Origin of the sequence: Arenimonas sp. (assembly GCF_035721105.1) — a bacterium.
Lineage (GTDB): Bacteria > Pseudomonadota > Gammaproteobacteria > Xanthomonadales > Xanthomonadaceae > Arenimonas.
Genome location: NZ_DASTNG010000030.1, coordinates 1 through 4466 on the forward strand (window position 1 = coordinate 1; position 4466 = coordinate 4466).

The 4466-nt window shown below is 73.1% G+C and carries 3 protein-coding genes; 2 read left to right on the plus strand and 1 reads right to left on the minus strand.

Features of this window, described 5'->3' with window-relative positions:
- Positions 1-540 (plus strand): glycine--tRNA ligase subunit alpha (locus VFQ84_RS04100; RefSeq protein WP_325129490.1); only part of this gene is annotated, 540 nt, incomplete at its 5' end.
- Positions 533-2620 (plus strand): glycine--tRNA ligase subunit beta, encoded by a 2088-nt coding sequence (gene glyS, locus VFQ84_RS04105; protein WP_325129492.1) that lies wholly within the window; start codon positions 533-535, stop codon positions 2618-2620. The genes VFQ84_RS04100 and glyS, both read left to right, overlap by 8 nt.
- 67 nt (positions 2621-2687) lie before the next feature.
- Here glyS and VFQ84_RS04110 read toward each other — a convergent pair.
- A partial coding sequence (locus VFQ84_RS04110; protein ID WP_325129494.1) for a sulfite reductase flavoprotein subunit alpha occupies positions 2688-4466 on the minus strand: 1779 nt, incomplete at its 5' end.

Below are 4466 nucleotides of genomic sequence, written 5' to 3' on the forward strand. Positions count from 1 at the left end.
GGCGCCTGGGGCCTGGGCTGGGAAGTGTGGTTGAACGGCATGGAGATCACCCAGTTCACCTACTTCCAGCAAGCCGGCGGGCTGGAGTGCCGGCCGGTGACCGGCGAGATCACCTACGGCCTCGAGCGCCTGTGCATGTACCTGCAGAACGTGGACAACGTCTACGACCTGGTGTGGACGGTCGGCCCGCAGGGCGTGGTCACCTACGGCGACGTCTACCACCAGAACGAGGTCGAGCAGAGCACCTACAACTTCGAGCACGCCGACGTCGCCGAACTCTTCCACCGCTTCGACGCCTGCGAGCAGGAAGCGCTGAAGCTGGTCGGGCTCGGCCTGCCGCTGCCGGCCTATGAGCAGGTCTGCAAGGCCAGCCATTCGTTCAACCTGCTCGATGCCCGGCGCGCGATCTCGGTGACCGAGCGCCAGCGCTACATCCTGCGCGTGCGCACGCTGTCGCGTGCCTGCGCCGAAGCCTACTATGCCCAGCGCGAGAAGCTTGGCTTCCCGGGCCTCAAGACCACGGAGGCCGCGAATGGCTGACCATCTGCCGCTGTTGATCGAACTGGGCACCGAGGAGCTGCCGCCCAAGGCCCTGCCCGAGCTGGCCCAGGCCTTCCACGACGGCGTGCTCAAGGGCCTGGCCGCGCGCCGCATCGACGTGCGCGCCGATGCCAGTGAGCTGCGCGCCGGCCCGCTGTATTCGCCGCGCCGCCTGGCCGTGTTCCTGCCGGCCGTGGCCGTGCAGCAGCCGCAGCAGCACAGCGAAGTGCTGGGCCCGTACCTGAACATCGGCCTGGACGCCGACGGCCAGCCGACGCCGGCCCTGCTCGGCTTCGCGCAGAAGAACGGCATCGCCTGGGAGAAGCTCGACCGGGTCACCGACGCCAAGGGCATGCGCTTCGTCGCCCGCAGCTCGCGTACCGGCGCCGCCACCCGCGACCTGCTGGCCGAGATCACCGCCGAGGCGCTCAAGGGCCTGCCGATCCCGAAGCCGATGCGCTGGGGCAGCCGCGAGATCGCCTTCGTGCGGCCGGTGCACTGGCTGGTCATCCTGCTGGGCCGCGACGTCGCGCCCGGCGAGGTGCTGGGCCTGAAGGCCGACCGCATGAGCCGCGGCCACCGCTTCCACCACGGCAAGGGCGTGTGGCTCAACGACGCCGGCGAATACCTGCAGGCGCTGCGCGAGGCCTACGTGCTGGCCGACCCGCGCGAGCGCCGCGAGCGCGTGCGCGCCGAGATCGCCGCCGCCGCGCGTGAGGCCGGTGGCCAGGCCCGGGTGCCGGCCGAGCTGCTCGAGGAAGTGAGCTGCCTGGTCGAATGGCCCCAGGCCGTCCTGTGCAGCTTCGAGCCAGGGTTCCTGCGGGTGCCGCAGGAGGCGCTGGTCTCGACCATGGAGTCGAACCAGAAGTTCTTCCCGGTGCTGGACGCCGACGGCAAGCTCAGCGAGAAGTTCATCGGCATCGCCAACATCGACAGCAAGGACCCGTCCGAGATCCGCAAGGGCTACGAGCGGGTGATCCGGCCGCGCTTCGCCGATGCGCAGTTCTTCTTCGACGAAGACCTCAAGCAGGGCCTGGCCGCGATGGCCGAGGGACTGGCCAGCGTGACCTACCAGCAGAAGCTGGGCAGCCTGGCCGACAAGACCGCGCGCGTCGCCGCGCTGGCGGGCGCGCTGGCCAAGGCGCTGGGCATGGACGAAGCCGCCGCCCGGCGCGCCGCGGCGCTGGCCAAGGCCGACCTGCAAAGCCGCATGGTGGGCGAGTTCCCGGAGCTGCAGGGCATCGCCGGCCGCTACTACGCCACCGCCGCCGGCGAGTCCGAGGCCGTGGCCAAGGCCATCGACGAGGCCTACCAGCCGCGCTTCGCCGGCGACGCCATCGCCTACTCGCCGCTGGGCCGCGTGCTGGCCGTCGCCGAGCGCCTGGACACGCTGGCCGGGGGTTTCGCCGCCGGCCTGAAGCCGACCGGCAACAAGGATCCGTTCGCGCTGCGCCGAAACGCACTGGGCCTGGCACGCACGATCATCGAGGGCGAGCTGGAGCTCGACTTCGATGCGCTGGTGGCGAACGCGACCGCTGCGCTGCCGGCGGGCAAGTCGGTCGACGCCGCGGAGCTGCAGGACTTCGTCGTCGACCGCCTGCGCGGCTACTACGCCGACCAGGGCGTGCCGGGAACGCAGTTCGACGCGGTGGCCGAGGTGCGGCCGGCGTCGCTGCTCGATTTCGACAAGCGGCTCAAGGCCATCGCCGGCTTCGCGCGCCTGCGCGAGGCCAGCTCGCTGGCCGCGGCCAACAAGCGCATCCGCAACATCCTGCGCAAGGTCGAGACGCCGATCCCGGACGCCGTGGACCCGGCGCGCCTGGCCGAACCCGCCGAGCAGACCCTGCACGCCGCGCTGGCCGCGGCCCTGGCCGACACCGATCCGATGCTGGCGCAGCGCGATTACGTCGGCACGCTCAAGCGCCTGGCCGAGCTGCAGGGCCCCGTCGACAACTTCTTCGAGCGGGTGATGGTGATGGCCGACGACGCCGCGGTGCGCGACAACCGCCTGGCGCTGCTGAAGCTGATCGCCGACCGCTTCGCGAAGGTGGCGGCGGTGGAGCAGCTTTCCGCGGGCTGATCCGCAGGCAGCGCGCGGCACGAGACGCCGGGCATCGCCCGGCGTTTTCGTTCCGGCCCGCGTCGGGTCAGTACACGTCGCGGCGGTAGCGGCCCTCGGCCGTCAGCGCGTCCAGCGCCGGCGCCCCGAGCACGTCGACCAGCGCCGCCTCGACGCCCGGCGCCATGCCTTCGAGGCTGCCGCACACGTGGATCGCGGCACCGTCGGCCACCCAGGCCCGCAGTCGGTCGGCCTGTTCGCGCAGGCGATCCTGGACGTAGGGGCGCCCGTGGCCATCGCGCGAGAACGCCAGGTCCAGGTGCGGCAGGAAGCCACCGGCCTGGGCGGCGGCGAGCCGGTCGCGGAAGTGGAAGTCATGCGCCGCGGTGCGCTCGCCGAACAGCAGCCAGTTGCGGCGGTGCCCGGCGACGATGCGCGCGCGCAGCAGGGCGTGCAGGCCGGCCAGGCCGGTGCCATTGCCCACCAGCACCAGCGGCCGATCGTCGGCGGGCGGGCGGAAGTTGGGGTTGGCGCGCACGCGTAGCGCGACCGGTCCACCCACGGGGGCGCCCACGGTCAGCCAGCCCGAGCCCAGGCCCGGCCGGCCATCGGCGCGCGTCACCTGGCGCACCAGCAGCTCCAGCCGACCGTCGCCCGGCAGCGACGCGATGGAATATTCGCGATGCGGCAGCGGCACCATCGCGTCGGCAACCGCCTGCGCGGAATGCCCGGCCAGCGGCGCGACTGCCGGCAGCGTCGCGGCGGCGAGCGCCGCGCCCAGGGTCATGTTCGCGCCCTGCCATCGCACCGGATCGGAGGCGGCGTGGCCACTGGCCGCCAGCCAGCGCGCGACCTCGGCTTCGGCCTGGCGCGGGCCGATCTCGGCGATGTCGCCGGCCTGCCAGGTCTCGGCCGCGTCGGGCTGCAGCGACACCAGGAACACCGGCCCGCCCGGGCTGCCGGGATTGAGGTGCGTGCGCGCCAGCAGCGTGGCATCGCGGTAGGCCGGCGCGCGCCAGTCGGGCAGCGCGGTCGAGCCGGCGAGCACCGCCAGGTGGTGCTGCCAGCGGCGCAGCGCACCGGCGTCGCCATCATCGACTTCCACCAGGTCGAACAGCGGCCCGGCGCCCTGGCGATGCAGCCAGCGATCGACCGCGTGGCCGAAGGCGCAGAAGTCGCCGTAGCTGCGATCGCCGAGCGCAAGCACGGCGTACTGCAGGCCCGCCAGGTCGAGGTCGCGGGTGAGCACGCGCCGCGCGTAGGGGCGCAGCGCGTCGGGCGGTTCGCCCTCACCGAAGGTGCTGGCCACCACCAGCAGTCGCGACGCCGACGCCAGCGCGTCCGGCCCCAGCGAGGCCAGCGGCAGCACGCGCGCGTCGACGCCGCCGGCGCGCAGGCTGGCCGCGGTCTGCCAGGCCAGGCGCTCGGCGGTGCCGGTCTGGCTGGCGTGGGCGACGAGCACGGGCGCCGCGTCGTTCGTCCGCGCGGCGACCGGGCCAAGCGTTCCGGCGGTCGCGGCCACCGCCCGCAGCGCGGCCTGCTTGCGGCGCCGATCCAGGTACAGCATCCAGCCGCTGATCGTGAACAGCGGCATCAGCAGGCTGGCCAGCATGAACAGCAGCATCCCGGCGAGGCCGAAGTACTCGCCGCTGTGGAGCGGGAAGATGCTCGCCATCAGCCGCTGGCCCGTGGGCTTGTCGTCGAAGCGTTCGTGCCGCGCCACGGCGCCGGTGGCGGCGTCGATCACCAGCCGGTTGTTCGCGCGAGCGTGCGGTGGATCGAGGTCCTGGTAGCTGAATTCGGCCGGCTGGTCCGGCCCACCCGGCAGCCGCAGCGTGACGACCGAGCGCGCCGGCACCGCCGCGTC

Coding starts and splice junctions, on each gene's coding strand:
- glyS (WP_325129492.1), top strand. CDS start 533: ATGGCTGACCATCTGCCGCTGTTGATCGAACTGGGCACCGAGGAGCTG.